Source organism: Glycomyces terrestris (genome assembly GCF_003933745.1).
Lineage (GTDB): Bacteria > Actinomycetota > Actinomycetes > Mycobacteriales > Micromonosporaceae > Glycomyces > Glycomyces terrestris.
This window is the reverse complement of the sequence record NZ_RSEB01000001.1, coordinates 801,275-827,893: the sequence shown is the minus strand read 5'-3', so window position 1 is coordinate 827,893 and position 26,619 is coordinate 801,275. Positions and strand designations below refer to the sequence as shown.

Sequence of the window (26,619 nt, the reverse complement as noted above, 5' to 3'; positions counted from 1 at the left end):
GAGAGGACCTCGACCGGGCAGCGGCGGCTCGGCGCGCCCTCAAGTTTGCGGTCGGTGGTGACCAGGTGGCAGCCGCGGATCTCCGCCAGCGCGATGTAAGCCGCGTCGTACGGGGTGAGGTTGTCGCGGAGCTCCCAGACGCGGTCGCCGATGACGGACCAGGGCGCGCAGGAGATCTTGAGGCGGCCGAGGGTCCGCACGGCGATGTCGGCGCGCTCGGCCGTGATCTTCGCGCCCAGGAGGCGGCCCCGGATCGCCGAGACGACCTCCGCGAAGAGGTGGTCGGGGGCGTGCCAGTCGGGGTCGTCCGAGAGGACGGCGCGGGCCCGGCGGCCGAGCTCGTGCTGTTCGATGAGCGCGGTGGTCATGAGCGAGGCGTCGACGACGATCACAGGGCCTCCGTGTTGCGGCGGTCGCGGTCGTCGCGCACGGCGGCGATCTCGGCCGTGATCTCGGCGCCGCTGAACTCGTCGCCCTCGTCGAGCGCGTCGATGGCGCGCAGCAGTTCGACGTTGGCCGAGCGCCGGGCCTCGTCCTTGAGCACGGACATCAGATAGGACTGCATGGACTGGCCGCGCGAGGCGGCGGTGGCGGCGAGCCGGTCCCGGAGGGCCTCCGGAACGTCCCTGATCTGGAGGTTCACCATGCATGCATTATACATGCACGCTGGCCGGAGGCCCGCCGCGAAACGACACGGCGTCAGTCGACGGTGAGCACGATCTTCCCGGTGGTGCGCCCGGTCTGGAGCGACTCGTGGGCCTTCGCGACCTCCTCCAGCGGGTACGTCTCGGCGACGTGCGGGCGCAGCTTCCCGGCCGCGATGAGCGCCGACAGGGCCCGCATGCCGCTCCAGTCCGGCTCGACCAGGACGAACCCGGCGCGCACGCGCGCGAGCTCGGCCTCGGGGAGCTCGCCGGGGATCACCGACATGAGGTGCCCGCCGTCCTTGAGGACCGACGCGGACCGCGCTGCGTACTCGCCGCCGATCGGGTCGACCACGACGTCGAGGTCCGACAGGACCTCCGCGAAGTCGACGGTGCGGTAGTCGATCGCCTCGTCGGCGCCGATCGAGCGCAGGACGTCGTGCTTGGCGGCGCTGGCGGTGCCGATCACGTACGCGCCGTTGGCCTTCGCGATCTGGACCGCCAAGTGCCCGACGCCGCCCGCGGCGGCGTGCACGAGCACCCGCTGCCCCGCCCGCACGCCCGCGTTGTCGACCAGCGCCTGGTGCGCGGTCAGCCCCGTGAGCGGCACCGCCGCGGCCTCTACATGGGACAGTTCGGCGGGCTTGAAGTCGAAGTGGCGCGCGGGCGCGGTCACGTACTGGCCGTAGCCGCCCGCCTCGTGCGGGAAGCGCGGCATCCCGTAGACCTCGTCGCCGGGCCGGTAGAGCCGCACGCCGACGCCGATGGCCTCGACGGTCCCCGAGACGTCCCAGCCGAGCGTGAACGGCGGCTTCAGGCCGGTCAGGCCCCCGGACTCGCGGGACTTCCAGTCGGTCGGGTTCACGCCCGCGGCCCGCACCCGCACCAGCACCTCGGTCGGGCCCGGCTCGGGCCGCTCGACCTCGGCGAGGCGCAGCACCTCGGGTCCGCCGAACTCGTCCTGGATCACGGCTCGCATGGTGGTCATTCTCGGTTCCTCTCCGCAGTTCCGGTGTACCGGACCCATTCTGGGCGCGGCGCCGGACGACGGGAAGTGGCCCGAGGGCCATCATGTGAAACAATCGGGCCATGACGGTTCCCCACCGCGTCGCGGTCCTCGCCCTCGACCACGTGATGGCGTTCGAGCTCGGCGTCCCCGACCGGATCTTCTCCGCCGCGACGGCCGACGACCTCACGCCCCGCTACGAGGTGCGCGTGTGCTCCCTCGACGGCGGGCCCGTGCGCACCTCCAGCGGCTTCGCGATCACCGTCGAGCACGGCCCCGAGGCGCTGGCGTGGGCCGACACGGTCGTGGTCGCCACGATCCAGCCCGAGGGGCCGGTGTGCGACGTGCGGGAGCTGCCCGGCGGCCTCGCCCAGGCGTTCGCGGCGATCCGGCCCGACGCGCGCATCGTCTCGTTCTGCTCGGCGGCGTTCGTCCTCGCCGAGCTCGGCCTCCTCGATGGGAGGTCCGCCACCACGCACTGGGTCCTCGCCGAGCGGATGCGGCGGCGCTTCCCGAAGGTCCGCGTCGACCCCGACGTGCTCTTCGTCGACGAGGGCCGCATCCTCACCTCGGCCGGCGCGGGCGCGGCCGTGGACCTGTGCCTGCACCTGGTCCGCCTCGACTACGGCGCCGCCGTGGCGAACGCGGTGGCCCGCCGCTGCGTCGTCCCGCCGTGGCGCGAGGGCGGCCAGGCGCAGTTCATCGAGCGGCCCGTGCCCGAGGCCGGGGAGGCGGGCACCGCCGGCGCCCGCGACTGGGCCCTCGCCAACCTCGACCGGCCGCTGTCCGTGGACGACCTCGCGCGCCGGGCGAACATGAGCCGCCGCTCGTTCACGCGCCGCTTCCGCGAGGAGACCGGTCAGAGCCCGGCGCAGTGGCTGACGCGCCAGCGCGTCGAGCACGCCAGGCACCTCCTGGAGTCCACGGACCTCACGGTCGACCAGGTGGCGCGCCGCTCGGGGCTCGGCACCGGCGTGTCGCTGCGCCAGCACCTGCGCGCCTCGGTCGGCGTCTCGCCCTCCGCCTACCGCAGGACGTTCAGGACGGCCGTCACGGGATGAGCAGGAGCTTCCCGGTGGTCCTGCGGGCCTGGAGGGCCTCGTGCGCCTCCGGGGCCTCCTCGAGGCGGAACGTCTCGCCGACGCGGACGAGGAGGTCGTCCTCCTCGATCATGCGGAAGACGTCGGCGGCGCGGGCGAGGTACTCCTCGCGGGTCCGCGTGAAGTCGCCGAGGGTCGGGCGGGTGAGCACCAGCGATCCCCCCTTGTGGAGCCGCTGCGGGTCGACGGGCGGCACGGGCCCGCTGGACTGGCCGAACAGGGCCATGACGCCGCGCGGGCGCAGCGCCTCCAGGCCCTCGTCGAACGTGGTCTTGCCGACGCCGTCGTACACGGCCGCGACGCCCTCGCCGCCGGTGAGCTCGCGGGCCTTGGCGCCGAAGCCCTCGTAGCGCATGACGTGGTCGGCGCCGTTCTGGCGCGCGAGCTCCGCCTTCGCGTCGGAGGAGACCGTCGCGATCACCTTGCCGCCCTTGTACTTCACCATCTGGGTGAGCAGCAGGCCCATGCCGCCGGCGGCGGCGTGGACGACGACCGTGTCGCCCTCCTGGACGTCGTACACGCTGTGGCACAGGTAGTGCGCGGTGAGGCCCTGGAGCATGACGGCCGCGGCGGTCTCGACCGAGACCTTCTCGGGCACCGGCACGAACTCGCCGGCGTCGCCCACGACGAGGTCCGCATAGGACCCGGGGACGCTCTTCCAGGCGACCTCGTCGCCGACGGCGAAGCCGGTGACGCCCTCGCCGAGGGCCGCGACGTACCCGCCGCCCTCAAGGCCGGGCGTGAACGGCAGGGGCAGCCCGTAGGCGCCGGTGCGGTGGTAGACGTCGATGAAGTTGACGCCGGCCGCCGCGACCCTGACGGCGATCTGGCCGGGCCGCGGGCCCGGGTCCTCGCCCTCCAGGAGCGTCATCACGCCCGGCCCGCCGGTCCGCTCGACCACGATCGCCTTCATGGGGTCTCCTTCCGCCGCAGGTTCACCCCATAACCTAGCGGCCCGGGAACCTATTCCTCCGTGCCGGTCCGGCGTCCGACGCCGGACGGGAAGCGCATGCGGGCGCGGCCCCACGGGTTCCTCGGCGCGGTCCTGGTGTCGACCTCCTCGCCGACGATGCGGCGGATCGCGTCCCGGAACCCCTTCTGCCGCATGTGGTGCCGCAGCACGTTCGCGGCCGGGTCGCTCGTCAGCTCCTTCATGAGGGCCACGCACAGCGCGAGCATGACGACCACGAACGGCAGCGCGACGATGATCGTCGCGTTCTTGAGCCCCTCGAGGCCGCCCGACAGCAGCAGGACCGCCGCGACCGCGCCGATCGTCGCGCCCCAGAACACCACGAGCGGCTTCTTCGGCGCGAGCGAGCCGCGGCTCGACAGCGACCCGAGCACGAGCGAGGCCGAGTCGGCGCCGGTCACGAAGTAGATCGCGACCAGGATCATCGACAGGCCGGACATGAGCCCGTACAGCGGCAGCGAGTCCAGGAGCGCGAACAGGGCGTGCTCCTCGCCCCGGGCGAGCGGGGCCTCGTAGTCGCCGGTGCCGCCGCCCTGCTTCCACAGGGCGGTGCCGCCGAGGATCGCGAACCACAGCGTCGAGGCCGCCGAGGGGATCAGGAGCACGCCGACGATGAACTGGCGGATGGTGCGGCCGCGCGAGATGCGGGCGATGAACGTGCCCACGAACGGCGCCCACGACAGCCACCACGCCCAGTAGAAGATCGTCCACGCCGCCATCCAGTCGGCGCCGCCGAACGCGCCGGTGACGCTGGAGAGGTTCACCAGGCTCGACAGGTAGCCGCCGACCGCGTTCGGCCACGCGTCCAGGATGAACAGGGTCGGGCCCGCGAAGAACACGAACACGACCAGGAACAGCGCCAGGACCACGTTCGTCGTCGACAGCCACTTGACGCCGCGGTGCACGCCCGAGAACGCCGACGCCACGAACGCGGCCGTGAGCGCCGCGATCACGATGATCTCCAGGAACTTCGAGTCCCGCACGCCCGCCACGATCCCCAGGCCCACCGCGACCTGGAGCGCCCCTAGGCCCAGGCTCGCCGCGGTGCCGAACACGGTCGCGAACACCGCGAGCAGGTCGATCGCGCGCCCGGTCGCCGGGCCCCAGCGCCGCCCGGCCGTGAGCGGCTCGAACGCGTCGCTCAGGTTGTTCCCGCGCTGCTTGCGGAACGTCGAGTAGCCGAGCGCGAGCCCCGCCACCGCGTAGATCGCCCACGGGTGCAGTCCCCAGTGGAAGTACGAGTACACCAGCGCGCCCTCCTGGAGCTGGTCCCCGTACCAGGGCGAGGCCGGGTTCAGCTGGAGCGGCGGCGGCGCGTCGAAGTAGTGCGAGAGCGGCTCGGCCACGCCGTAGAACATGAGGCCGATGCCCATGCCCGCCGCGAACATCATCGAGATCCACGGCAGCGTCCCGAACTCGGGCTCCTCGTCGGCGCTCACGGCGAGCTTGATGTTCCCGTACCGGCTCGCGGCGATGTAGACCGCGAGCACCAGGAAGATGTTGCCGGCGATGATGAACAGCCACCCGAAGTTCGCGATGACCCAGTCCAGGGCCGCCGCGGAGCCGTCCTCGAACGGCCCGGGGAACGCCGCGGCGAACACGATGACCGCGACGATGACGACCGCGCTGATCCAGAACACCGGCCGGTCCACCGGCAGCGTCGCCTGCCGCTCCTCGCGCTCCAGCGGCCGCTCGGGCGGGGGCGCCTCCTCGGGCGCCTCCGGGCCCTCGGCCCCGGGTTCGGTGGGCGTCTCGCTGACGGCCATGGCGCGGCTCCTCTCCGTCCGGCGGGGGGACTCAAGCCACCATAAGGGACCGACCGCCGCGATCCGGGCGGATCGGCTCAGGCCGGGCCCCGGCGGTACACCAGGAGCGCGACCTCCCCGATCGCGCGCGCCTCCACCAGCGCCAGCGGCCGCTGCGGCGACTGCGGGAACGCCGCCGGATACGTGAACCTCGCCCCGCCGCGCTCCCCGAGCAGGAACGGCGCCACCGCCAGGTGCAGCTCGTCGGCGAGGTCCCGCGCCAGGAACGCCGTGTGCACCGTCCCGCCGCCCTCGACCAGCAGCCGCTCCACGCCCCGCGCCGACAGGTCCGCCAGGACCGCGTCCAGGTCCACCTCGCGCTCGCCGGTCGCCACCACCTCGGCCGCCGCCGGGCCGATCCGGCACGCCGCGGCCCCGGCCGCCGAGGTGTACACCACGACCGGGTCCCCGTCCGCGAACAGGCGCGCGCCCGGGTCGAGCTCGCCCGACGGCGACAGGACCACCCGCAGCGGCGTCGCCCGCAGGCCCCGCGCCGTCCGCGCCTCCCGCCGCGCGGCGGACCTGACCTGGAGGCGCGGGTCGTCCGCGCGCACCGTCCCGGCCCCGACCGCGATCGCGTCCACGCCCGCGCGGACCGCGTCCACCCGGTCGAAGTCGGCCGCGTTCGACAGCACCAGCCGCTCGGGCGAGGCGTCGTCGAGGAACCCGTCGAGGCTCACCGCGGCCGAAAGGATGACATACGGGCGCTCCATGCCCCCGAGAATCCCACGATTCACTCGCGGCCGGGCCCGGGTGGCGGCCCGCGGCGCGGTGCGATCACAATCGGTACCTGTGGAAGGCCGAAACGACGACGTCACCGCGACCCTGACGTTCAACGCCGACGGGCTCGTGCCCGCGATCGTCCAGGAGCACGGCACCGGCGAGGTGCTCATGCTCGCGTGGATGGACGCCGAGGCGCTGCGCCGCACCCTCGCGACGAGGAAGGCCACGTACTGGTCCCGCAGCCGCGGCGAGTACTGGGTCAAGGGCGAGACCTCCGGGCACCACCAGGCCGTCGTCGCCGTCGCCGTCGACTGCGACCGCGACACCGTCCTGCTCACCGTCGACCAGACCGGGCCCGCCTGCCACACCGGCACCCGCACCTGCTTCACCGGGAGGGAGATCGCATGAGCGAAGCCGCCCCCGAGCGCGGCCCCGAGCCGCGCGCCGCCGAGCGCACCCGCGTGGTCCTCGCCGGGATCGCCGCCGCCGGGCTCGCGGCCCTCGCCGCCTCCCGCGGCTGGACCTCGACCGCCGAGACCGGCCACGCCGGCATCACCGCCACCACCGCCCAGTCCGGGACCGACCTCGCCTCGTGGGCGCTGCCGTGCGCGCTCGCCGGCGGCGCCGCGTTCCTCGCGATGCTCGCCACCGGCAACCGGGCCCGCCGCGTGCTCGGCGTCGTCGCCGCCCTCGCCGGGCTCGCCACCGCCCTCGGCGGCGCCCTGCACCTGACCGCCGGGCCGTGGCCGGTGACGCTCGCGGCCGCCGGCCTGATCCTCGCCGCCGCGGGCGCGTGGACGACCGCGCGCGCCGGCGGCTGGCCCGCCACCGACCGGTACGAGGCGTCCCCCGCGCAGGGCGGCGCCATAGCAGAGGACCCGGTGTCGCTGTGGAACGCCCTCGACTCGGGCCGGGACCCCTCGTCCCCTACTATCACGGCATCGGCGCAGGAGAAAGGACCGCTCAGGTGAACGTACTGGAGCAGATCATCACCGAAGTCCGAGTCGATCTCGAGCGGCGCCAGACCGAGACCCCCATCGAAGTGATCCGGGAGCGCGCCGAGGCCGCCCGCCCGCCGCTCGACGGGTACGCCGCGCTCTCCGGCGGCGGCGTCAGCGTCATCGCCGAGGTGAAGCGGGCCTCGCCGTCCAAGGGCGCGCTCGCCGAGATCCCCGACCCGGCCGTCCTGGCCGCCGAGTACGCCGCCGGCGGTGCCTCGGTCATCTCCGTGCTCACCGAGCAGTCGTACTTCAAGGGCAGCCTCGACGACCTCGACGCCGTGCGCGCCAAGGTCCAGATCCCGGTGCTGCGCAAGGACTTCGTGGTCTCCCCCTACCAGGTCCTGGAGGCCCGCGCCCACGGCGCGGACCTGGTCCTGCTCATCGTGGCCGCCCTCGACCAGGACACGCTGGTGTCCCTGCACGAGCGCATCGAGGGGCTCGGCATGACCGCGCTCGTCGAGGTCCACACCGAGTACGAGGCCGACCGGGCCATGCGCGCGGGCGCCAAAGTCATTGGCGTCAACGCCCGCGACCTGACTACGCTCCAGGTGGACCGCTCGGTGTTCGAGCGGATCGCGCCCGGGCTGCCCCGGGACGTCGTCAAGGTCGCCGAGTCCGGCGTCCGCGGCACCCGCGACCTCATCCGCTACGCGAGCGCCGGCGCCGACGCCGTCCTCGTCGGCGAGGGGGTCGTCAAGCAGAAGAGCCCGCGCGACGCCGTCCGCGAGCTGGTCACCGCCGGCTCGCACCCGGCCACGCCGCGCCCGATCTAGCACAGCAGGGGAGTAGTACCGTGCCGAACCCGGATGCCGGCGGCCACTGGGGCGAGTTCGGGGGACGGTTCGTTCCCGAAGCGCTCATCGCCGCGCTCGACGAGCTCGAGGCCGCGCACACCGCCGCCCTCGCCGACCCGGCCTTCATGTCCGAGCTCGACGCGCTCGGCCGCGAGTACGGGAACCTCCCGTCCCCGCTGTACCTCGCCGAGCGGCTCTCCGAGGAGGCCGGCGTCGAGGTGTGGCTCAAGCGCGAGGACCTCAACCACACCGGCGCGCACAAGATCCGCAACGTGCTCGGCCAGGCGCTGCTGACCCGGCGCATGGGCAAGACCCGGATCATCGCCGAGACCGGCGCGGGCCAGCACGGGGTCGCCTCCGCGACCGCCGCCGCGTACTTCGGGCTCGAGTGCACCGTGTACATGGGCGAGGAGGACACCCGCCGCCAGGCCCTGAACGTGGCCCGCATGCGCCTCCTCGGCGCCGAGGTCGTGCCGGTCACGACCGGTTCGCGGACCCTCAAGGACGCCATGAACGAGGCCCTGCGCGAATGGGTCGCCTCGGTCGAGCACACCCACTACCTCATCGGCTCGGTCGGCGGCCCGCACCCGTTCCCGATGCTCGTGCGCGACTACTGCCGCGGCATCGGCGACGAGGCCCGCGCCCAGTTCCTCGAGCGCACCGGGGCCCTGCCGGACGTCGTCGCCGCGTGCGTCGGCGGCGGCTCGAACGCGATGGGCATCTTCACCGCGTTCCTCGACGACGCGTCCGTCAAGCTGTACGGCTTCGAGGCCGGCGGCGACGGCTACGGCACCGGCCGCCACGCCGCGACCATCACCGCCGGGCAGATCGGCGTCCTCCACGGCGCCCGCACCTTCGTCCTCCAGGACGAGGACGGCCAGACCATCGAGTCGCACTCGATCTCGGCCGGCCTCGACTACCCGGGCGTCGGCCCCGAGCACGCGCACCTGGCCGCCTCCGGCCGCGCCGCCTACGAGCCGGTCGACGACGCCGAGGCCATGGCCGCGCTCGAGAAGCTCGCCCGCACCGAGGGCATCATCTGCGCCATCGAGTCCGCCCACGGCCTCGCGGGGGCGCTGCGGCTCGCCAAGTCCCTGGAGCCGGGCGCGCGCGTCCTGGTGAACCTCTCGGGCCGCGGCGACAAGGACATGGGCAACGTCGTCGAGTACTTCGACTTCGCCGACCGGAAGGGCCAGCAGGGATGAGAGCCGAAGCGGCGTTCGCGACGACGAGGGCCGAGGGGCGCGCCGCGCTCGTCGGCTACCTCCCGGCCGGGTTCCCGACCCTCGCCGACTCGATCAAGGCCGTCGACATCATGATCGACCACGGCGCCGACCTCATCGAGCTGGGCCTGCCCTACTCCGACCCGGTCATGGACGGCCCCGCGATCCAGCGCGCCGCCGACCAGGCCCTCGCCGCCGGGTTCCGCACCCGGCAGGTCTTCGAGGTCACCGAGGCCGTCGCCGGGCGCGTCCCGATCCTCGTCATGACCTACTGGAACCTGGTGGAGCGCTACGGCGTCGACCGGTTCGCGCGCGACTTCAAGGCCGCCGGCGGGGCCGGGCTCATCACCCCCGACCTCATCCCCGACGAGGCCGGCGAGTGGATCGCCGCCTCCGACGAGCACGACCTCGACCGGGTCTTCCTCGTCGCCCCCTCCTCCACCGAGGAGCGGATCGCCTCCACCGTCGCCGCCTGCCGCGGGTTCGTGTACGCGCAGTCGGTCATGGGCGTCACCGGCGCCCGCGCCGCGACCTCCGCGGCCGCGCCCGAGCTGGTGCGCCGCACCCGCGCCCACACCGATCTGCCGGTCGGCGTCGGCCTCGGCGTCCGCTCCGGCGACCAGGCCGCCGAGATCGCGGCCTACGGCGACGCCGTCATCGTCGGCTCCGCGATCGTCAACTGCTACCTGGACTCCGAGGACGTCCCGGCCGGCCACCAGCGCCTCGCCGCGCTCACCGCCGACCTCGCCGCGGGCGTCCGCCGCTAGTCCACATCGGCCCCGCAAGCCGCGCTTGCGGGGCCGCTCCATGCCCGCGTCCGGCCCGCCCTCCCTGACCCGATAGGTTTTCGTCGTGGACCTTGCTTCAATTCCGAGCCCTTCCGAGTCGGTCTGGCACCTCGGCCCCGTCCCGATCCGCGCGTACGCGCTGTGCCTGATCGCGGGGATCGTCGCCGCCTGCTGGATCGCGGAGGCGCGCATGCGCCGCCGCGGCGCGCCCCGCTGGGCCGTCCTCGACCTCGCCGTGTGGGCGGTGCCGTTCGGCATCGTCGGCGGCCGCCTCTACCACGTCTTCACCAGCCCCGACGCCTACTTCGGCCCCGACGGCGACCCGTGGAAGATCCTCGCGGTCTGGGAGGGCGGCCTGGGCATCCCCGGCGCGATCCTCCTCGGCGGCGTCGGCGTCTGGCTCGGCTGCCGCCAGCTGAAGCTGCCGTTCGCGATGGTCGCCGACGCGATCATCGTCGGCATCCCCGTCGCCCAGGCCATCGGCCGCCTCGGCAACTGGTTCAACCAGGAGCTGTACGGCAAGCCCCTCGACGCCTGGTGGGCCGTCGCCATCGACGTCGACCACCGCGTCGCCGGCTTCGAGACCTATGCCACGTTCCACCCCACGTTCCTGTACGAGCTGCTGTGGAACCTCGGCGTGGCCCTCGTCCTCTGGCTCGCCGACCGCCGCTTCAAGTTCGGCGCCGGCCGCGCCGTGGCCCTCTTCGTGGTCCTGTACTGGACCGGCCGCTTCTGGATCGAGGGCCTGCGCATCGACCCCGCCCAGGCGTGGGCGGGCCTGCGCCTGAACCAGTGGGTGAGCATCGCCGTCGTCGTGCTCGCCGTCGCCTACCTGCTGCTCGTGCGCGGCTCCCGCCAGGTCTTCGTCGTCCAGGACGGCGTCCGCGTCCCCGTCGCGTGGGACTCCGCGGCCGCCGAGGAGGCCGGGTACGTCGACGGCGCCCTCCCCAAGGGCGCCCTCCTGCCCGGGACCGACGCCGACGGCAACGTCATCGACGCCCCCTCCGAGCCCGAGGACGACGACGAGGCGGAGGCCCGGCCCGAGCAGGACGGCGTCGCCGACGAGCCGTCCGAGGAGCCCGAGGCCGAGACCGCGGCCGACGGACCCGAGGCCGGCGCGGGCAAGACCCGCGGCGACGGCTGACCGACACCGCTTCCCCCCGGGCAGGTGCAGATGCAGAACCGAAGAGCCGTAGTCGTCGGCGCCGGCGTCGCCGGGCTCGCCAGCGCGATCGTGCTGTCGAAGCTCGGCTGGCGGGTGGCGCTGCTCGAACGGCGCGAGCGCCTCAAGGGCGACGACCTCGGCATGATCCTGTGGGCCTCGGGCGTGCGCGCACTGCGCGCGCTCGGGGTCGACGCGACCCTCGACGCCGCCGGGACCCCGGTGGAGCGCTTCGAGATCCGCAACGAGGAGCGCCTGTCCAGCTCGTTCGCCGGCGCCATGCTCGGCGCCGACGACGGCACCCCCTCGGTCATGGTGCACACCGCGATGCTCTACGAGGCGCTCGTCTCCCGCCTGGGCGACCGCGTCGAGGTCCACCCCGCGACGCAGGTCGACCGGATCGACATGGTCGACCTCGCCGCGGGCGACGCCTCCCGCCGCTGGAACGCCGACCTCGTGGTGGCCGCCGACGGCATCGACTCGCCGACCCGGCCCCTCATCGCCCCCGGATCGCCCACAGTGGACGCCGGAGTGGTGGTGTTCCGCGGCACCATCCCCGCCCACCGCGCCCCCGAGCGCGGCGCCGAGGCCGTCGAGGTCTACGGCCCCGACCGCCGCCGCTTCGGCTACGGCGACCTCGGCCACGCCGGCGCCTGCTGGTGGGCCACCGTCCCCGGCGGCATGCGCCCCGAGTCCCCCCAGATCCAGCACGAGCTCATCAACCGCTGGTTCGCCGACTGGCCCGCGCCCGTCGGCAAGTACATCGCCGCCACCCGGCCCTCCGAACTCACCCAGCAGTCCGTGCGCTACGTGTGGCCCGTCCCGCCGCGCCTCCACCAGGCCGCCGGGAACGGCGGCATCGTCCTCATGGGCGACGCCGCCCACGGGGTCGCCCCCATCCTCGCCCAGGGCGCCAGCCTCGCCCTCGAGGACGCCGTCACCCTCGGCTGGGCCCTGCGCCGCACCCCCGAGTCCATCCCCGACGCGCTCGCCTCCTACGACCGCGCCCGCCTGCCCCGCCTCAAGCGCGTCGCCCGCCTCTCGCGCCGCGTCCACACCATCGCCTCCGGCGGCCGCGGCGTCACCCGCGGCCTCCTGCGCGCCGTCCCCGACTCGTGGGTCCAGAGCCAGGCCGCGTCCCTGGCCGACTGGCAGCCGCCCCGCTAGACCCACTACGGTCGAGGCCATGCAGATCCGCGACGCCGCCGCCTCCGACTGGCCCGCCATGTGGGCGTTCATGCGCCCGATCATCCAGGCCGGCGAGACCTACCCCTGGCCGCCCGACACCACCGAGTCCTGGACCCGCGCCTACTGGATGGAGCGCCCCCGGCCCGCCTCCCGGCTCGTCGCCGTCCTCGACGGGCAGGTCGCCGGCACCGTCGAGATCCACCCGAACCTCCCCGGCCAGGGCTCCCACGTCGCCAACGCCGGCTTCATGGTCGACCCCGCGTTCGGGCGCCGCGGCGTCGGCCGCGCCCTCGGCGAGGCCGCCCTCGCCCGCGCCAAGCAGGACGGCTACCACGCCATGCAGTTCAACGCCGTCGTCGCCACCAACGTCCACGCCGTCAAGCTCTGGCACTCCCTCGGCATGCGCACCCTCGCCCTCATCCCCGGCGGCTTCGACCACCCCCGGGAGGGCCTGGTCGACATGCACCTCATGTACCGCGAGCTGTGACCCGCCGCTTCCCGCACGCGCCCTTGCGATCCCACCGGGTCGCCGCCGCCGGGTAGCATCGCTGTCACCATGAACGAACTGCGCGAGTCGATCCGCTCCCTCGGGATCGCCGAACCGGAGACCGCCGTCGCCGTCCACGCCGTCACCGGCGCCGACCCCGCCCTCCTCCCCGCCGACGGCCGGCTGCCGCAGCGGTTCGACGACCTCGGCGCCTGGCTCCGCGCCGAGTTCCTCGACCCCGGCAGCCCCCACTTCGAGACCCACGCCGGCCGGGCCGCGGCCCTGCTGGGGGAGGAGCCCGACGAGGACGCCGACGCCGTCCTCGCCCTCGCCGTCCTGCGCCCCCGCACTCTGTACGACATGCGCGCCGGCACCCGCCTGAGCGAGGACGCCCTCGCCGCGGTCCTGCCCCGCCTCGAAGCCGCCGGGCTCCTCACCCCCGCCCCCAACCCCCTCGCCCCCGACGACCCCTTCTGGACCTTCACCGACCGGCTCGCCCGCTTCCACTACGCCGTCGTCCGCCCGCAGCTGCCGCGCTGGCGGCGCGGGTACATCACCGACAAGCTGTGGACGATCAACCGGGCCCGCTTCGACCGGTACGTGGCCCGCCCCGAGTTCCTCGACCTCGCCCGCGAGCACGTCCTCGCCGACACCGGCGCCGCCTCGGTCACCCGCATCACCGTCCCCGACCCGCGGTACCGGCAGCTGCGCACCCTGGAGCTCGCCGCCTGGGACGACAAGGGCGCCCCCATCGCCCTCGGGACGGCCCGCTGGCGGTTCAAGATGGTCGAGCGCCAGCTCAAGCGCCTGCGCTACGTCAAGCGCCTCCTCGGCGACCCCGACGTGCGCCTGTACTGCGTCGCCTCCCGCTTCGAGCCCGGGATCACCGGCGACCCCGACCCCGCCCTGCGCGTCGTCGACGCCGCGCGGGTCCTCGCCGACCCGGCGCCGGAGCCCGAGGCGGACGCGGGGGCCGAAACGCCCCCGGATCGTGACTGAGGCCCCATTTCCCGGCTGGTGGGCGCCGAAAACGGGCGGGTAGGCTGAAGGCCTTCTTCCCCGTACCCGGACAACCGAGGAGTGACGATGGCGGCAAGCGTGGACGCGGTAGTGGCGGGAGCCGGTGGTTTCATCGGCGGGCACCTGGTGGCGAGCCTCCTCGCCGAGGGCAAGACCGTCCGGGCCGTCGACGTGAAGCCCCTCGACGAGTGGTACCAGGTCCACGGCGAGGTCGAGAACCTCCAGCGCGACCTCGCGGACCTCGCCGCCTGCCAGGAGGCCGTCGGCGACGGCGCCGCCGAGGTCTACAACCTCGCCTGCAACATGGGCGGCATGGGCTTCATCGAGAACAACAAGGCCCTGTGCATGCTCTCGGTCCTGCCCTCCACCCACATGCTCATGGCCGCCAAGGACGCCGAGGTCGGCCGCTTCTTCTACTCCTCCTCCGCGTGCGTCTACGCCGGGTACAAGCAGACCGAGGCGAATATCGCCCCGCTCAAGGAGGAGGACGCCTACCCCGCCGACGCCGAGGACGGCTACGGCTGGGAGAAGCTGTTCTCCGAGCGCATGTGCCGCCACTTCCGCGAGGACTTCGGGCTCGAGACCCGCATCGCCCGCTACCACAACATCTACGGCCCCGAGGGCACCTGGACCGGCGGCCGCGAGAAGGCCCCCGCCGCCACCTGCCGCAAGATCGCGGTCGCCGCGCTCACCGGCCAGAAGGAGGTCGAGATCTGGGGCGACGGCGAGCAGACCCGCTCGTTCACCTACATCGACGACTGCGTCCACGGCACCAAGCTGTTCACCCGCGGCGACGTCACCGAGCCCCTGAACCTCGGCTCCTCCGAGCTGACCACCATCAACAACCTGTACTACCTCGTCGCCGACATCGCCGGCATCGACATCGAGCTCAAGCACATCGACGGCCCCCTGGGCGTGCGCGGCCGCAACTCGGACAACACGCTCATCCAGAAGTACTACGGCTGGGAGCCCTCGATCTCGCTCCGCGACGGCATGGCGAAGACCTACGCGTGGGTCTACGACCAGGTCAAGGCCACGCTCTAACCCGCGATGGCCGACCCGAAGCTCCGCCGCGTCGACGTCCTCGGCGTCGGCGTCTCCACGATCGACCAGGCGATGGCCCTCGCCGAAGTCACCCGCTGGGTCGACTCCGGCGAGCGCCACTACGTGTGCGTCACCGGCGTCCACGGCGTCATGGAGTCCCAGCGGGACCCCGAGCTCCTCGCCATCCACAACGCCTCCGGGCTCACCACGCCCGACGGCATGCCGATGGTGTGGGCCGGGCGCAAGGCCGGCGCCGAGTGGATGGACCGCGTGTACGGGCCCGACCTGATGCTCAACGTCCTGGCCCGCGCCGCCGAACGCGGCTGGACCTCGTTCCTCTACGGCGGCAAGGAAGGCGTGCCCGAACTCCTGGCCGAGAAGCTCACCGAGCGCATCCCCGGCGTCAAGTTCGCCGGCATGTACTCGCCGCCGTTCCGGCCCCTCACCGAGGCCGAGGACGAGGAGATCGTCAAGCGCATCAACGACTCCGGCGCGCAACTGGTGTGGGTGGGCCTGTCCACCCCCAAGCAGGAGCGCTGGATGGCCGCGCACCGCGACCGGCTCCACGCCCCCGCCCTGTTCGGCGTCGGCGCCGCCTTCGACTTCCACGCCGGGCTCGTCCCGCAGGCCCCGCCGTGGATGCAGCGCAACGGCCTCGAATGGTTCTACCGGCTCACCAAGGAGCCGAAGCGGCTGTGGCGCCGCTACTTCCAGAACAACCCGGCGTACCTGCGCGAGATCCGCAGGCGCCCGCCGTTCCTGCGCGACTAGCGCGACGCCGCCCGGGCCCGCGCCCGGGCGGTTTCTCACTTACCTGTCCGCCCGATCAAGGCTAGGCTGTGCCGCATGGTCGACAACATGCCCCGAGAGAGCGCCAAGGCTCCCCACCACCCCCGCGTCGCCGTCGTGTGGTCCGTCCTGTCGGCCGAGATCGAGCGCTTCGCCGCCGGCACCGGCGCTACCCTGCGCATCCTCGACGTCGGCGGCGGCTCCGGCGGCTTCGCCGTCCCCCTCGCCGAGCTCGGCCACGACGTCACCGTCGTCGAACCCAGCGCGAACGCCCTCGCCTCCCTGCGCCAGCGGGCCGCCGACGCCGGCGTCACCGACCGCGTCCAGGCCGTCCAGGCCGACGCCGACGAGCTCCCCGACGTCGCCGAGCCCGGCTCCGCCGACCTCGTCCTGTGCCACTCCGTCCTCGAGATGGTCGACTACCCCGACACCGCCCTCGACGCCCTCGCCAACGCGTGCGCGCCCGGCGGCGCGGTCAGCATCCTCGTCGCCAACCGGATCGCCGCCGTCCTCGCCAAGGCCCTCTCCGGCCAGTTCGCCACCGCCCTCGACCTCCTCGTGCACGTCGACGGCGTCGCCGAAGGCCGCGACACCATCAAGCGCCGCTTCGAGACCGCCACGCTCACCGCCCTCGTCGGCGGCTCCGGCCTCGTCACCGAGCAGGTCCACGGCGTCGGCGTCGTCGGCGACCTCGTCCAGGCGCCCGAGACCGCCACCGGCGAGGCCCTGCGCGAGTTCGAACTCGCCACCGCCTCCCGCGTGCCCTTCCGCGACATGGCCACCAGCATCCACCTGCTCGCCCGCAAACCCATGCGCTGACCGGCGGGTACGTCAGCGAACGTAGGCGCGGGTACGCCGTCCGGCCCACGCCGCCGCGCCCCCGGGACCGTAGCCTTGAGCCCGTGAGCACCGCATCCGCGCCCCGGCCCCGCGTCCCGGCCCCCGTCTTCGACCTCGGCCTGGCGGTCCTCCTCGGGCTGGCCGCCTCCGGCGGGACCGTCGGCGCCAACGACGGCGTCGCACCCGAACCGGTCGCGTTCGCGCTCATCTGGGCCATGGCCGCGTTCCTCGCCGTCAGGCGCCTCTCGCCTGAGGCAGCGCTCGCCGGCACCATGGCCGCCCTCTCCGCCTACCTGTACCTCGACCAGCCCCCCGGGCCGGTCTTCATGCTCCCGGCCGTCGCCGTGTTCTTCTACGCGTTCACCCGGTCCGTCCGCACCACCGCGATCGTGCTCGCCGCCGTGTACGTCTACACCCTCACATTCCACCAGCTCATCGGCGACGGCATGCACCTGTGGTTCGCGGCCGGCGTCGCCCTCGTCTGGCTCGGCGTCCCCGCCGCGGGCGGCCGCATCGTCCGCGAGGCCCGCCGCGCCCGCACGCGCGAACGCGAGGCCGAACGCGAGCGGTACCGCGCCGAGGAGCGCGTCGAGATGGCCCGCGAGATCCACGACGTCGTCGGCCACAGCCTCGCCGTCGTCTCCATGAACGCCGGCGTCGCCCTCCACATGGCCGAGAAGCACCCCGGCACCCCCGACGCCGTCGTGGAGAACCTGCGCGCCATCCGCGAGGCCTCCAACCGGGCCCTCCAGGACCTGCGCGCCACCCTCGCGCCCCTGCGCAAGGGCCAGCAGCCCGAACTGCGGCCCACCGGCGCCGTCGCCGACGTCGCCGCCCTCGTCGACGGCGTCCGCAAAGGCGGCCTCCCCGTCGACTACACCCTCACCGGCGACCCCGCCGCCGTCCCCGTGAACGTCGCCGCCACCGCCTACCGGGTCGTCCAGGAGTCCCTCACCAACGTCATCCGCCACGCCGAGGCCACCCAGGCCGTCGTCCAGATCGCCTGCGACGCCGCGGCACTGCGCGTCGCCGTCCTCGACGACGGCCGCGGCGGGCCGCTCCACCCCGACCGGATGGGCCAGGGCGTCACCGGCATGATGGAGCGCGTCCAGGCCGGCGGCGGCACCTTCACCGCCGCGCCCCGGCCTGGTGGCGGCTTCGCCGTCACCGCCCGCATCCCTTACGACCGCAAGGAGCCGCGATGATCGAGCTGGTGATCGCCGACGACCAGAGCCTCATCCGCATGGCCCTGCGCAACCTCTACCGCGACGAGGAGGACCTCCACGTCGCCGCCGAGGCCGCGGACGGCCGCGAGGCCTGGGAGGTCATCCGCCGCGTCAAGCCCGACGTCGCCCTCCTCGACATCCGCATGCCCGGCCTCGACGGCCTCGAAGTCCTGCGCCGCATCGGGAAGGACCCCGAGCTCGCCGGCACCCGCGTCGTCATGATCACCACGTTCGAGATCGACGAGTACATCTTCGAGGCGCTCGCCGGCGGCGCCGCCGGGTTCATCATGAAGGACGCCCCGCCCGAGGACCTCCTGCGCGCCGTCCGCCTCGCCGCCGCCGGCGACTCCCTCCTCAGCCCCGACGTCACCCGCAAGGTCATCGACGCCTACGCCGAGCGCGGCACCGGCGGCGCCCGCCCGCATCCGCGCCTCGGCGACCTCACCGAGCGCGAACTGGAGATCCTCCGCTGGGTCGCCACCGGCCTGACCAACGACGAGATCGGCGGGCGCCTGTTCATCAGCCCCGCCACCGTCCGCACCCACGTCGGCAAGCTCCTCGCCAAACTCGGGGCCCGCGACCGCGCCGGCCTCGTCGCCATCGCCTACCGCTCCGGTCTCGACATCCCCGAGACGTGAGGCCGTCCGGCCTCTCTTGTGGCCGAAACGAGACGGAACCGGCTAGCCTCGGGCCATGCCTTCGAGCCCGTACCTCGCGGACGCCCGGCCCGCCTACGGCACCGGCACCCTCGCCGACGTCATGCCCACGGCCCTCGCGGCCCTCGGCGTCCCCCAGGGCGCCGACGGGGTCCTGCTGCGGCAGGGCGAGCTCGACGGCGTGCGCCGCATCGCCGTCCTCCTCCTCGACGGCTTCGGCTACCACCTCCTCGGCCAGGCCGCCCAGGCCAGCGCCACCGTCGGCGCGGTCCACCACGGCGAACTCGGCACCCTGACCCCCATCACCGCGACCGTCCCCTCCTCCACGCCGATCAGCCTCGCCTCGCTCGCGTGCGGCCTGCCGCCGGGCCGGCACGGCATCATCGGGTTCACCGTCCGCGTCCCCGACACCGGCGGCCTCGTCACCCACATCCGCTGGGACGGCTCCAGCCCCGACCCCGAGACCTGGCAGCCCGAGCCGACCGCGTTCGAGCGCGCGAGCGCCGACGGCGTCGCCTGCACGATCGTCTCCAACGGCGCCTTCCGCGACACCGGCCTGACCCGCGCGATCTACCGCGGCGCCGACTGGCTCCCCGCCGTCAGCCCCCGCGAGGTCGCCGACGGCACCCTCGCCGCGCTCGCCCGCGCCGATCGCAGCCTCGTCTACGCGTACCTGCCCGACGTCGACACCGCCGGCCACTTCCACGGTGTCGGCTCCCCGGACTGGCTCGAAGCCGTCGCCGAGGTCAGCGAGGCCCTCGACGGCATCCTCGGGGGCCTGCCGCGCGACGCGGCCCTGTTCGTCACCGCCGACCACGGCATGGTCAACGTGACCGACCGCCTCCACGTCGACCAGCGGCCCGACCTCCTGCCCGGCGTCGAGGCCATCGCGGGGGACGGCCGGATGCGGTACCTGTACGCCGCCCCGGGCGCCCTTGACGACGTGCGCGCCGCCTGGGCCGCCGCCGTCGGCGACCGCGCCGAGCTCATCGACCGCGACGAGGCCGTCGACCGCGGCTGGTTCGGCCCCAAGGTCACCGACGCCGCCCGCGAACGCATCGGCGACCTGGTCGTGGCCTGCAAGGGCACGTTCGCGATCGTCGGCGTCGAAGGCGAGCCGCCGCACGTGGCCCGCCTCATCGGCCAGCACGGCGGCCTCACCGCCGCCGAACTCGCCGTCCCGCTCTGGACCTACCGGGCGGGCTGAGCGCCCCGCGATCGACTCCCGCGTTGGCGGGACTGCGGTGCCGACATAGCGCATGTCGACATGGACGCCGGAACACCTCCACTTGAGTGGAGAAGCGAAGCGCTCAGCACTGGGACCAACGAGTGTCGGACCCGATCGATACGCTTTGCCCGTGGCCAGTGATCACAGTCGCCATATCGGACCGAATTTGTCCGATGAGGGTATAAATGTCGCGCATGTCGACATGGATGCGTTCTTCGCGTCCGTCGAGGTCGCCCGCGACCCCTCACTGCGCGGCAAACCGGTCATCGTGGCCGGGCTCGGGCCGCGCGGCGTCGTCGCGGCCGCCTCCTACGAGGCCCGCGAGTACGGCGTGCACTCCGCGCTGCCGACCGCGATCGCGCGCCGCCGCTGCCCCCACGGCGTGTTCATGACCCCCACGACCTCCTACGGGGAGGTCTCGCGCCAGATCATGGCGATCTTCCGCGAGTACACGCCCCACGTGCAGCCGATCTCGGTCGACGAGGCGTTCCTCGACCTCGCCGGGGCCCGCCGCCTCATCGGCTCGCCCGTCGAGATCGCCCGCTCGATCCGCGAGCGCGTCCGCGCCGAGCACGGCATCACCTGCACCGTCGGCATCGCCTCCACCAAGTTCATGGCGAAACTGGCGAGCGAGGCCTCCAAGCCCGACGGCCTCGGCGTCGTCGCCAAGGCCACCGAGCTCGAGTTCCTGCACCGCCTGCCCGTCCGGGCCGTGTGGGGGATCGGCGAGAAGACCGCCGAGAAGCTCACCCGCCTCGGCCTGCGCACCGTCGGCGACCTCGCCCGCCTCGATGTCGACAGCCTCGCCTCCTCGGTCGGCACCGCGAGCGCCGAGCACCTGTACGCGCTGTCGCGGAACATCGACCCGCGGCCGGTCCGGCCCGAGCGGGTCGAGAAGTCGATCAGCAACGAGACCACGTTCGGGCACGACGCCCCCGACGCCTCCGTGTGGGGCCCGGTGCTGCTCGAACTCTCGCGCAAGGTCGCGTCCCGGGCGCGCGCGGCGGGCTGGGCCGGGCGCGGCGTCACGGTGAAGATCCGCTTCGGCGACTTCCGCACCATCACGCGCTCGCGGATGCTCGCGGCTCACACGGATGTAGGCCGCGAGATCTACGAGGCGGCCCGGGAGATGGCCGACGCGGCCGCCACCGCGCCGGTGCGTCTCATCGGCGTGAAGCTCGACCACCTCGTGGAGGCGGCCGCGGTCGGGCGGCAGGTCGCCCTCGGCGAACCCGAACACGGTTGGCGCGACATCGAAGCGGTGATGGACAAGGCGACCGCGAAGTTCGGCAAGGGCGCGGTCCGCTCGGCCGGCCGGCTGGCGCGCGGAGACTCGCGTGTAGACACCCGCGATCCGGGGAACCCGGCCAGGTGAGCGCCGCCGCACCGAGGGACCCCGGCCGGGGACCGCAGGGGCAGAACGGACCGATTCAAGGACGAACTGCCTTCCGCCTCGGGCGAAAGCCTCGTAGACTTGGACTACAAGCACCGGGGCCTCGGGAGGTCCCGTCGAGACTAGTGCAGGAGGAGTGTCGTGCCGCTCTCCGACCACGAGCAACGTCTGTTCGAGCAAATCGAGCAGTCCTTGTCTGAAGACCCGCAGTTCGCCAATGCGGTGCGCGCCCACGATCCGGCGCATGTGACCCGGCGCAGGCTGATCCTGGCCGGGGTCGTCACGGTCATCGGCATCGTCGCCGTCATCGGCACGGTGATCGCCGGCGGGAACGTGGCCAAGTGGGGCGCCCCGATCGGCGCGGTCCTCATGTTCGGCGGCCTCATCCTGGGCCTGTGGGCGCAGCGCCGCGGCACGAACGTGAAGCTCAAGGCCGTCGACGGGAAGGCCACCAGGACCACCGGGGGCTCGAAGGGCGCCAAGCCCGGCGGGTTCACCTCCCGCATGGAGGAGCGCTGGCGCCGCCGCCGCGACAACGGCGACATCTTCTGACCTGCACCGGTCACACACGCACGCGAGCGACGGGCCGCGCCTGACGAGGGCGGGCCCGTTTTCGCGTGCTGCGCGGGCCGGTTCCAGGGCAGGGCCGTGCGCCGCCCGGCCCGGTATCGAGAGCCCCCGAATCACCCAGGATGCCCGCCGGGTGCGACATTCCGGGCCCGCGGAGGCCGGGCCGCCGGAGCACACGCGATTCCAGATCCCCGCAGGGGAGCCCGTCCGCCGCAGCGCCCGGGCCCGCGGCTAAGGGCCCGAACGCGAAACGGCCCGGCCGGGGGAGTCCCCGGCCGGGCCGATGCCGTTGCGGCGGTGCGCGTCTAGCGCCCGCGGAGCATCGCGCGCCGGGCCGCGCGGCCCTGGTTGACGCTCGTCGGGATGGGGCCCTTCGGGATCGCCATGCCGATGCCGAGCGCGTCGAGGCGCTTCGCGATGTGGTTCGCGGCCTTGGAGTCGATGTTCTTCGGCAGCTTCATCAGGCGCTTGCGGACCTCGGTCACCGAGAAGTCGTCGCCCGCGGCCTCGCCCACGAGGAACGTGTACACCGGGGTCGAGCCGACCACGCGCGAGATGCGCTTCTTCTCCTGGCCGAGGAGCTTGCGGACCTTCGGCCCGCCCTCGCCGAGGAGGACCACGCCGGCCTTGCCGACCGCGCGGTGCACCATCTGGGTCTCCGAGAGGGCCGCGACGCCGGGCGTCACGGTCCAGCCGCGGATGCCGTCGATGAGCGCGTACGCCGCGCCCGGCTTCCCGACGGCCTCCTGGTTCACCACCTTGCTCGTGCGCATGTTGAGCACGATCAGGCCCGCGAGCAGCGCCACGAACAGGGCGCTGATGTACCACAGCAGGCTGAAGTCGAGGAAGATCACCAGCGCGGTGACGATCACGAACGGCAGCAGGATCGCGGCGGCCGCCAACGGCAGGAACAGCTTGTCCCGCTGGTTGGTGAACTTGACCGCCATCCCGATCGTCTTCAGGCGCGACCCGAACGTCTCTTTTTCCTGCTGCTTTGCCATGCCGTCAAGTCTACCGGCGTGTCACGCGAGCGCGTCGGTGCGGGCTTCGCTCCTGGCCTGGATCGCCTGCTGGTACAGGCGCCCGGCCCGGTACGAGGAGCGCACCAGGGGGCCGCTCATGACGCCCGCGAAGCCGATCTCCTCGGCCTCGGCCGACAGCTCCACGAACTCCTCGGGCTTGACCCAGCGGTCCACCGGGTGGTGGCGCTTGGTGGGGCGCAGGTACTGGGTGATCGTGATGAGCTCGCACCCGGCCGCGTGCAGGTCGCGGAGCGCCTGCGAGATCTCCTCGCGGGTCTCGCCCATGCCGAGGATCAGGTTCGACTTGGTGACCAGGCCGTCCTCGCGGGCCCTGGTGATGACCTCGAGGGACCGCTCGTAGCGGAACGCGGGGCGGATGCGCTTGAAGATGCGCGGCACGGTCTCCACGTTGTGCGCGAGCACCTCGGGGCGGGAGGAGAACACCTCCGCGAGCTGGTCGGGCTCGGCGTTGAAGTCGGGGATGAGCAGCTCGACGCCGCAGCCGGGGATCGCCGCGTGGATCTGGCGCACGGTCTCGGCGTAGAGCCAGGCGCCGCCGTCGTCGAGGTCGTCGCGGGCGACGCCGGTGACCGTGGCGTACTTCAGGCCCATCGTCTTGACCGACTCGGCGACCTTGAGCGGCTCCAGCCGGTCGAGCGGGCCGGGCTTGCCGGTGTCGATCTGGCAGAAGTCGCAGCGGCGGGTGCACTGGGAGCCGCCGATGAGGAACGTCGCCTCGCGGTCCTCCCAGCACTCGTAGATGTTGGGGCACCCGGCCTCCTGGCACACCGTGTGCAGCCCCTCGCTCTTGACGAGGCCCCGCAGCTCGGTGTACTCGGGTCCGGTCTTGGCCTTGACCTTGATCCAGGAGGGTTTCTTCTCGATCGGGGTCTGGGCGTTGCGCACTTCGAGGCGCAGCATCCGGCGTCCTTCAGGCTGTACGGAAGTCACCGCCCCAGCCTACGCCGCGCCGCCGCGGACCGGCAGGTGTCGCTCGGCACAGCCCCGCGCGCCGTCAAACGTAGGACGACCGCCCCGCTGCTGTAATCGAGGCGGTACGGCCACAAGGAACGGGGAGCGGCAGTGGAACTCATTCACCAGGGCAAGGTCCGGGACGTGTACGCCGACGGGGACGACCTCGTCCTCGTCGCGTCCAACCGCGTCAGCGTCTTCGACGTCGTCCTCCCCACCGAGATCCCCGGCAAGGGCGCGCTCCTGACCGCGCTCAGCCTGTGGTGGTTCGAGCGGCTCGCCGACATCGTCCCCAACCACGTGATCTCCGCCGAGGACGTGCCCGCCGAGTTCGCCGGCCGCGCCGTCCGCGTCAAGCGCCTCGACATGGTCAAGGTCGAGGCCGTCGTCCGCGGCTACCTCACCGGCTCGGTCCTGCACGACTACCGCGCCACCGGGACCGTCAACGGCGTCCCGCTCCCCGCCGGCCTCGAGGACGGCTCCCGCCTCCCCGAGCCCGTCTACACCCCGACCACGAAGGCCGACGTCGGCGAGCACGACGAGCCCGAGACGTTCGAGCAGACCGCCGCCCGCCTCGGCCCCGACCTCGCCGGCCGCATCCGCGACCTCACCCTGGAGGTGTACCGCCGCGGCGCCGAGATCGCGCTCGCCAAGGGCATCATCATCGCCGACACGAAACTCGAGTTCGGGCTCGACGAGGACGGCGTCCTCACCCTCGCCGACGAGGTCCTCACCTCCGACTCCTCCCGCTTCTGGGACGCCGCGGGCTGGAAGCCGGGCCAGACCCAGCCGTCCTTCGACAAGCAGTTCGTGCGCGACTGGGCCAAGTCCACCGGCTGGCGGCCCGACGACGCCGAGGCCCCCGAGATCCCCGACGACATCGTCGAGGCCACCCGCGAGCGCTACATCGAGGCGTACCGGCTGCTCACCGGCCGCCGCTGGCAGTAGGCGAGGCGGCCTCCGCCGGCAGCGTCAGCCGCAGCAGCCACCCGCCCGCGCCGTCCGGCCCGTACTCGATCGCGCCGTCCAGCAGCTCCGCGCGCTGCCGCAGGCCCAGCAGGCCCACCCGCGAACTCGGCAGCTCCACGACCGGCCGCGTCGCCGCCGTGTTCGCGACCTCCACGACCACCGCGCCGCCCCGCGCCGACAGGCGCACCGCCGCCTTCGCGCCCGGCGCGTGCTTGCGCGCGTTCGTCAGCGCCTCCTGCACCGTCCGGTACACCGCCCGCTGCGCCGGCGGGTCCAGCTCCGGCAGCGGCCCGATCTCCAGCTCCGCGTCGATGCCCGAGCCCTCCACCAGCCGCCGCAGCTGCGCGATCGACGGCTGCGGCACCGGGCCCTCGCCGCGCCGCCCGCTCGCGTGCAGCACCCGCACCATCTGCCGCAGCTCCTCCAGCGTCGTCACGCTCACCTCCCGGATCGCCTCCGCCGTCGAGCGCGTCCGCCCGTCCGGCGCCTGTAGCTCCAGCGCCCCGGCCTGCACCGCGATCAGGCTCACCTGGTGCGACACCACGTCGTGCATCTCCCGCGCCAGCTGCGCCCGCTCCGCCGCCAGCGCCTGCTGCGTCAGCAGCCGCTGCTCGTGCTCGCGCGCCTCCGTGATCTCCACGAACCGGGCCGCGAGGTCGTGCCGGGCCCGCTGCAAGTGCGCCAGGATCACCGGCACCGACGCCATGAGCAGGAAGTACAGGTTCTGGCGCAGCACCATCACCTGCGTCGTGGTCATCCCCAGGAACAGCTCCGGGTCCGCCGGGTGGAACAGCCAGGGCGCGTTGTCGGTCATCGTGACCCGCGCGAACGCGAACATCGTGACCACGACCGCGGACACCGACACCAGCGCCCGGCCCGACCGGTACGCGAGCGCGTACAGCGCGAACAGCGTCGCCACCTTCTCGGTCACCAGGACCGCCGCGGGCAGCGTCGCGCACAGCACCAGGAACGGGTACCGGCGGCGCACCGCCAGGGCCGCCACGCCGAGGACCGCGAACCCGGCCGCCGGCTGGTTCTCGGGGTCGATCACCAGCAGCAGGTGCACCAGCGCGACCCCGATGACCAGGGCGTCGTAGGCCCACGCGGGCATCCACGGCACCCTCACGAAGGCCGGTCCGGGTCCAGGAGCGCCGACCGCTCGGCGATGAGCGCCGCCTGCACCCGGTTCGACACCTCCAGCTTCGCGAAGATCGAGGACACGTGGTCCTTGACGGTGCCCACGCCGAGGAACAGCTCCGCGGAGATCTCCCCGTTCGAGCGGCCCTCGGCGAGGAGCACCAGGATGTCGCGCTCGCGGTCGGTGAGCCGCTCCAGGCGCGGATCGGGCTCGGGCGCGCGGGCCGCGTCGAGGTACTTCGCCACGATCGACCGCGTCACCTGCCCCGACAGCGCGGAGCCCTCGGTGACCAGGGCCCGCACCTGGTGGATCAGATGGGTCGGCTTGGTGTCCTTGAGCAGGTAGCCGGCCGCGCCCAGGCGCAGCGCCGCGTCCACGTACTCGTCCGTCCCGAACGTCGTCAGCGCGGCCACCGCGGGCGGACGGGACAGCTCCCGCATCCGCCGCAGGATCGTGAGGCCGTCCACGTCGGCCATGCGGATGTCGAGCAGGACCACGTCGGGCCGGAGCGCCACGATCCGGTCGAAGGCGTCGCCGCCGGAGACGGCGTCGACCACCTCGATGTCCTCGGCGGTTCCGAGGATGTGCGTGAAGCCCGAGCGGATCAGGGCCTCGTCGTCGACGATGAGGACGCGGATCACGAATGCGCCTCCTCTCCTGTATGGGGCTTGTATGGGTCGGCAGGGAGCCGGGGGTCTGACCGGAATACCGCCCGGGCCCGGCGATCGGTTGCATCGCGGCCGCATCCGAAGGTCGGGAACCGACCCCGCCGAACGGCGGGAGCGGCCCGCCGAAGGTCGGGCAACCGCCACTTCCCGGCGGCCGTTCGGAAGCCGACCGGCGCGGACCGGTCCCGGCCGT

At 73.3% G+C, this 26,619-nt stretch carries 28 protein-coding genes and 1 pseudogene; 19 read left to right on the top strand and 10 right to left on the bottom strand.

The window, feature by feature from the left end; all coding sequences use genetic code 11:
* Window positions 1-50: 50 nt before the first annotated feature.
* From EIW28_RS25585 to EIW28_RS03955, 3 genes and pseudogenes are all read right to left on the bottom strand, one after another.
* Window positions 51-392 (bottom strand): annotated as a pseudogene (locus EIW28_RS25585) (type II toxin-antitoxin system VapC family toxin); the annotation flags it as partial.
* A complete protein-coding gene (locus EIW28_RS24790; RefSeq protein WP_125246383.1) occupies window positions 389-646 on the bottom strand; it encodes a FitA-like ribbon-helix-helix domain-containing protein in 258 nt (85 codons plus the stop codon). The gene EIW28_RS24790 and the pseudogene EIW28_RS25585, both read right to left, overlap by 4 nt.
* Window positions 647-699: 53 nt before the next feature.
* Window positions 700-1,623, bottom strand: a complete 924-nt coding sequence (locus EIW28_RS03955) for an NADP-dependent oxidoreductase (RefSeq protein ID WP_125246725.1) — start codon at window positions 1,621-1,623, stop codon at window positions 700-702.
* Window positions 1,624-1,733: 110 nt separating this feature from the next.
* Here EIW28_RS03955 and EIW28_RS03950 point away from each other — a divergent pair, with 110 nt between their 5' ends.
* Window positions 1,734-2,711 (top strand): GlxA family transcriptional regulator, encoded by a 978-nt coding sequence (locus EIW28_RS03950; RefSeq protein WP_125246382.1) that lies wholly within the window; start codon window positions 1,734-1,736, stop codon window positions 2,709-2,711.
* On the opposite strand, the gene EIW28_RS03945 is transcribed toward EIW28_RS03950, so the two are convergent.
* The 3 genes from EIW28_RS03945 to EIW28_RS03935 form a co-directional block, all read right to left on the bottom strand.
* A complete protein-coding gene (locus EIW28_RS03945) occupies window positions 2,701-3,663 on the bottom strand; it encodes a quinone oxidoreductase family protein (protein WP_125246381.1) in 963 nt (320 codons plus the stop codon). The genes EIW28_RS03950 and EIW28_RS03945 overlap by 11 nt on opposite strands.
* 50 nt (window positions 3,664-3,713) lie before the next feature.
* Window positions 3,714-5,486, bottom strand: coding sequence for a BCCT family transporter (locus EIW28_RS03940; RefSeq protein ID WP_125246380.1), 1,773 nt, complete (start codon window positions 5,484-5,486; stop codon window positions 3,714-3,716).
* A gap of 77 nt (window positions 5,487-5,563) precedes the next feature.
* On the bottom strand, window positions 5,564-6,238 hold the full coding sequence (locus EIW28_RS03935) for a RibD family protein (RefSeq protein ID WP_125246379.1): 675 nt from the start codon (window positions 6,236-6,238) through the stop codon (window positions 5,564-5,566).
* 79 nt (window positions 6,239-6,317) lie between these two features.
* Here EIW28_RS03935 and hisI point away from each other — a divergent pair, with 79 nt between their 5' ends.
* The 17 genes from hisI (at window position 6,318) to EIW28_RS03850 (ending at window position 21,639) form a co-directional block, all read left to right on the top strand.
* Window positions 6,318-6,656, top strand: coding sequence for a phosphoribosyl-AMP cyclohydrolase (gene hisI / locus EIW28_RS03930; protein ID WP_232013786.1), 339 nt, complete (start codon window positions 6,318-6,320; stop codon window positions 6,654-6,656).
* Window positions 6,653-7,219 carry a Trp biosynthesis-associated membrane protein gene (locus tag EIW28_RS03925; protein WP_125246377.1) on the top strand — a complete coding sequence of 189 codons (567 nt, stop codon included), beginning with the start codon at window positions 6,653-6,655 and terminating at the stop codon, window positions 7,217-7,219. Before hisI ends, EIW28_RS03925 begins: the two co-directional genes overlap by 4 nt.
* Window positions 7,216-8,022: an indole-3-glycerol phosphate synthase TrpC gene (trpC, locus tag EIW28_RS03920; protein ID WP_125246376.1), complete on the top strand. Its 807-nt coding sequence runs from the start codon at window positions 7,216-7,218 to the stop codon at window positions 8,020-8,022. The genes EIW28_RS03925 and trpC overlap by 4 nt, the downstream gene beginning before the upstream one ends.
* A gap of 20 nt (window positions 8,023-8,042) precedes the next feature.
* A complete protein-coding gene (trpB, locus tag EIW28_RS03915; protein ID WP_125246375.1) occupies window positions 8,043-9,248 on the top strand; it encodes a tryptophan synthase subunit beta in 1,206 nt (401 codons plus the stop codon).
* Complete coding sequence (gene trpA, locus EIW28_RS03910; RefSeq protein ID WP_125246374.1) at window positions 9,245-10,033, top strand: tryptophan synthase subunit alpha; 789 nt, start codon at window positions 9,245-9,247, stop codon at window positions 10,031-10,033. The genes trpB and trpA overlap by 4 nt, the downstream gene beginning before the upstream one ends.
* Window positions 10,034-10,118: 85 nt before the next feature.
* Complete coding sequence (gene lgt, locus EIW28_RS03905) at window positions 10,119-11,198, top strand: prolipoprotein diacylglyceryl transferase (protein WP_125246373.1); 1,080 nt, start codon at window positions 10,119-10,121, stop codon at window positions 11,196-11,198.
* 30 nt (window positions 11,199-11,228) lie between these two features.
* A complete protein-coding gene (locus EIW28_RS03900; RefSeq protein WP_125246372.1) occupies window positions 11,229-12,383 on the top strand; it encodes an FAD-dependent oxidoreductase in 1,155 nt (384 codons plus the stop codon).
* A 19-nt stretch (window positions 12,384-12,402) separates the two neighbouring features.
* On the top strand, window positions 12,403-12,891 hold the full coding sequence (locus EIW28_RS03895) for a GNAT family N-acetyltransferase (protein ID WP_125246371.1): 489 nt from the start codon (window positions 12,403-12,405) through the stop codon (window positions 12,889-12,891).
* 69 nt (window positions 12,892-12,960) lie between these two features.
* A complete protein-coding gene (locus EIW28_RS03890) occupies window positions 12,961-13,890 on the top strand; it encodes a hypothetical protein (RefSeq protein WP_125246370.1) in 930 nt (309 codons plus the stop codon).
* 87 nt (window positions 13,891-13,977) lie between these two features.
* The gene (locus EIW28_RS03885; RefSeq protein WP_125246369.1) at window positions 13,978-14,955 is read left to right on the top strand and encodes an NAD-dependent epimerase/dehydratase family protein; all 978 of its coding nucleotides are present in this window, start codon (window positions 13,978-13,980) and stop codon (window positions 14,953-14,955) included.
* Window positions 14,956-14,961: 6 nt separating this feature from the next.
* Entirely contained in the window at window positions 14,962-15,726 is a 765-nt protein-coding gene (locus tag EIW28_RS03880; RefSeq protein WP_125246368.1) for a WecB/TagA/CpsF family glycosyltransferase, read from the top strand.
* Window positions 15,727-15,801: 75 nt separating this feature from the next.
* On the top strand, window positions 15,802-16,563 hold the full coding sequence (locus EIW28_RS03875; protein WP_187350566.1) for a methyltransferase domain-containing protein: 762 nt from the start codon (window positions 15,802-15,804) through the stop codon (window positions 16,561-16,563).
* Between the two features lie 83 nt (window positions 16,564-16,646).
* The gene (locus EIW28_RS03870) at window positions 16,647-17,789 is read left to right on the top strand and encodes a sensor histidine kinase (RefSeq protein WP_125246367.1); all 1,143 of its coding nucleotides are present in this window, start codon (window positions 16,647-16,649) and stop codon (window positions 17,787-17,789) included.
* Window positions 17,786-18,448, top strand: coding sequence for a response regulator (locus EIW28_RS03865; protein ID WP_125246366.1), 663 nt, complete (start codon window positions 17,786-17,788; stop codon window positions 18,446-18,448). The genes EIW28_RS03870 and EIW28_RS03865 overlap by 4 nt, the downstream gene beginning before the upstream one ends.
* Before the next feature lie 55 nt (window positions 18,449-18,503).
* Entirely contained in the window at window positions 18,504-19,673 is a 1,170-nt protein-coding gene (locus EIW28_RS03860; protein ID WP_125246365.1) for an alkaline phosphatase family protein, read from the top strand.
* Between the two features lie 109 nt (window positions 19,674-19,782).
* Window positions 19,783-21,069 (top strand): DNA polymerase IV, encoded by a 1,287-nt coding sequence (gene dinB / locus EIW28_RS03855; protein WP_456298685.1) that lies wholly within the window; start codon window positions 19,783-19,785, stop codon window positions 21,067-21,069.
* A 159-nt stretch (window positions 21,070-21,228) separates the two neighbouring features.
* Window positions 21,229-21,639 (top strand): DUF3040 domain-containing protein, encoded by a 411-nt coding sequence (locus EIW28_RS03850; RefSeq protein ID WP_125246363.1) that lies wholly within the window; start codon window positions 21,229-21,231, stop codon window positions 21,637-21,639.
* Window positions 21,640-21,962: 323 nt separating this feature from the next.
* On the opposite strand, the gene EIW28_RS03845 is transcribed toward EIW28_RS03850, so the two are convergent.
* Both EIW28_RS03845 and lipA read right to left on the bottom strand, forming a co-directional pair.
* Complete coding sequence (locus EIW28_RS03845) at window positions 21,963-22,658, bottom strand: DUF4191 family protein (RefSeq protein WP_125246362.1); 696 nt, start codon at window positions 22,656-22,658, stop codon at window positions 21,963-21,965.
* A gap of 21 nt (window positions 22,659-22,679) precedes the next feature.
* Entirely contained in the window at window positions 22,680-23,600 is a 921-nt protein-coding gene (gene lipA / locus EIW28_RS03840) for a lipoyl synthase (protein WP_187350575.1), read from the bottom strand.
* Window positions 23,601-23,762: 162 nt separating this feature from the next.
* On the opposite strand from lipA, the gene EIW28_RS03835 reads away from it, so the two are divergent.
* Complete coding sequence (locus EIW28_RS03835) at window positions 23,763-24,599, top strand: phosphoribosylaminoimidazolesuccinocarboxamide synthase (protein WP_125246360.1); 837 nt, start codon at window positions 23,763-23,765, stop codon at window positions 24,597-24,599.
* Here EIW28_RS03835 and EIW28_RS03830 read toward each other — a convergent pair.
* Both EIW28_RS03830 and EIW28_RS03825 read right to left on the bottom strand, forming a co-directional pair.
* Complete coding sequence (locus EIW28_RS03830; RefSeq protein WP_125246359.1) at window positions 24,577-25,731, bottom strand: sensor histidine kinase; 1,155 nt, start codon at window positions 25,729-25,731, stop codon at window positions 24,577-24,579. The genes EIW28_RS03835 and EIW28_RS03830 overlap by 23 nt on opposite strands.
* A gap of 11 nt (window positions 25,732-25,742) precedes the next feature.
* Window positions 25,743-26,399 (bottom strand): response regulator, encoded by a 657-nt coding sequence (locus EIW28_RS03825; protein WP_125246358.1) that lies wholly within the window; start codon window positions 26,397-26,399, stop codon window positions 25,743-25,745.
* Window positions 26,400-26,619: the final 220 nt, after the last annotated feature.

Bases quoted from the DNA above. Each gene is read 5' to 3' on its own strand.
- EIW28_RS03945 (WP_125246381.1), bottom strand. From the start codon at position 3,663: ATGAAGGCGATCGTGGTCGAGCGGACCGGCGGGCCGGGCGTGATGACG.
- EIW28_RS03875 (WP_187350566.1), top strand. From the start codon at position 15,802: ATGGTCGACAACATGCCCCGAGAGAGCGCCAAGGCTCCCCACCACCCC.
- EIW28_RS03880 (WP_125246368.1), top strand. From the start codon at position 14,962: ATGGCCGACCCGAAGCTCCGCCGCGTCGACGTCCTCGGCGTCGGCGTC.
- EIW28_RS03885 (WP_125246369.1), top strand. From the start codon at position 13,978: ATGGCGGCAAGCGTGGACGCGGTAGTGGCGGGAGCCGGTGGTTTCATC.
- EIW28_RS03950 (WP_125246382.1), top strand. From the start codon at position 1,734: ATGACGGTTCCCCACCGCGTCGCGGTCCTCGCCCTCGACCACGTGATG.
- EIW28_RS03900 (WP_125246372.1), top strand. From the start codon at position 11,229: ATGCAGAACCGAAGAGCCGTAGTCGTCGGCGCCGGCGTCGCCGGGCTC.
- lipA (WP_187350575.1), bottom strand. From the start codon at position 23,600: ATGCTGCGCCTCGAAGTGCGCAACGCCCAGACCCCGATCGAGAAGAAA.
- EIW28_RS03830 (WP_125246359.1), bottom strand. From the start codon at position 25,731: ATGCCCGCGTGGGCCTACGACGCCCTGGTCATCGGGGTCGCGCTGGTG.
- EIW28_RS03895 (WP_125246371.1), top strand. From the start codon at position 12,403: ATGCAGATCCGCGACGCCGCCGCCTCCGACTGGCCCGCCATGTGGGCG.
- trpA (WP_125246374.1), top strand. From the start codon at position 9,245: ATGAGAGCCGAAGCGGCGTTCGCGACGACGAGGGCCGAGGGGCGCGCC.
- EIW28_RS03940 (WP_125246380.1), bottom strand. From the start codon at position 5,486: ATGGCCGTCAGCGAGACGCCCACCGAACCCGGGGCCGAGGGCCCGGAG.
- EIW28_RS03890 (WP_125246370.1), top strand. From the start codon at position 12,961: ATGAACGAACTGCGCGAGTCGATCCGCTCCCTCGGGATCGCCGAACCG.
- EIW28_RS03845 (WP_125246362.1), bottom strand. From the start codon at position 22,658: ATGGCAAAGCAGCAGGAAAAAGAGACGTTCGGGTCGCGCCTGAAGACG.
- EIW28_RS24790 (WP_125246383.1), bottom strand. From the start codon at position 646: ATGGTGAACCTCCAGATCAGGGACGTTCCGGAGGCCCTCCGGGACCGG.
- EIW28_RS03860 (WP_125246365.1), top strand. From the start codon at position 18,504: ATGCCTTCGAGCCCGTACCTCGCGGACGCCCGGCCCGCCTACGGCACC.
- EIW28_RS03955 (WP_125246725.1), bottom strand. From the start codon at position 1,623: ATGCGAGCCGTGATCCAGGACGAGTTCGGCGGACCCGAGGTGCTGCGC.
- EIW28_RS03925 (WP_125246377.1), top strand. From the start codon at position 6,653: ATGAGCGAAGCCGCCCCCGAGCGCGGCCCCGAGCCGCGCGCCGCCGAG.
- EIW28_RS03935 (WP_125246379.1), bottom strand. From the start codon at position 6,238: ATGGAGCGCCCGTATGTCATCCTTTCGGCCGCGGTGAGCCTCGACGGG.
- EIW28_RS03865 (WP_125246366.1), top strand. From the start codon at position 17,786: ATGATCGAGCTGGTGATCGCCGACGACCAGAGCCTCATCCGCATGGCC.